Origin of the sequence: Arcobacter sp. CECT 8985 (assembly GCF_004116495.1) — a bacterium.
Classification (GTDB): Bacteria; Campylobacterota; Campylobacteria; order Campylobacterales; family Arcobacteraceae; genus Malaciobacter.
The window spans coordinates 1-1,061 of sequence record NZ_PDKC01000077.1 but is presented as its reverse complement, the minus strand read 5'-3'; the positions used below and the strand labels follow the sequence as shown (position 1 = coordinate 1,061).

General features: G+C 22.5%; 2 protein-coding genes. Both read right to left on the bottom strand.

The annotated features are described in order from the left end of the window. Positions 1–321, bottom strand: a 321-nt coding sequence (locus tag CRU93_RS14035; RefSeq protein ID WP_258238950.1) for a hypothetical protein, incomplete at its 3' end; no start/stop codon positions are given. Further along, the coding region (locus CRU93_RS14030) for a tetratricopeptide repeat protein (RefSeq protein ID WP_164967716.1) at positions 314–1,061 on the bottom strand (748 nt) is incomplete at its 5' end. The genes CRU93_RS14035 and CRU93_RS14030, both read right to left, overlap by 8 nt.

Genomic DNA, 1,061 nt, shown 5'->3' with positions numbered 1-1,061 from the left:
TAAAAAACTTAAATATAGACTTCCTAATTGTGCGTATGCTTCTATACTTCCTTTTTCTTTTCCTTTATTAAAGTAATTTATTGCTTCTTTAAAATTACCTTGTCGCATATAATATATACCTGCACAATTATATCCTTGTATTTCACCCTCTTGTATTAGTTTTTTATACTTTTTTATATCTTCTTTTGTATATTTTATTTTTATACATTTATTTATATCATATTCACTTTTTTTTAATTCTTGGGCATTTAGTATTATTATAGATAAGGTTATTAGCATTATAAGTTTTATTATTGTTCTTTTATTTATATCATTACTCATATGATACTCCTAGTTTTTTTAGTTTTTTAGTTGCTAAATTTCTTATATTTTTATATTTCATAGCTTTTTTGTACCATTTAATAGCTTCTTTTTTATTTTTAGAATATTCATATAATAAGCCTAAGTTATATACAGCTTCAGGAGTTTTATTCTCTTTATAATCAATTTTATACCATTTTATAGCATTTGGATAATCTTCTAGATTTATAATATAAGTTTTTGCAGTAATTTCAATACAACTTTTACAATTAATTTTATTGTAGCCTTGTTTAAACCAATAAATTGCTTTTTTAGGATTATTTAAATCTTTTAAATACATAAATCCTAATCTATTTATTGATTCTTCATTTTTAAGTTCAAACCCTTTTTTATACCATTCTTCTGCTTTTTTATAATCCTTTTTATTTTCTTCATAGTATGCACCAAGTCCACCTGCACATAATCCATATCCCATCTCATAACATTTTTTTAAATACTTTATTCCTTCTTTATCATTTTTTACATCTTTGTTTTTTATGAATAAAAATCCTAAACTACGATAACCTCTGGGTTCACCTAATTTACCAACTTTTTTAAAAGTCTTAATAGCTTCATCATATTTCTTCTCATCTATATACATCAATCCTATTGATAATAGTGAGTTTAAATCACCTGTTTTATATGATTTCATAAACCATTTATATGCTTCATCATATTTAAAGTTTTTATAATAATATACACCTAAATTATGTGCTGATTTT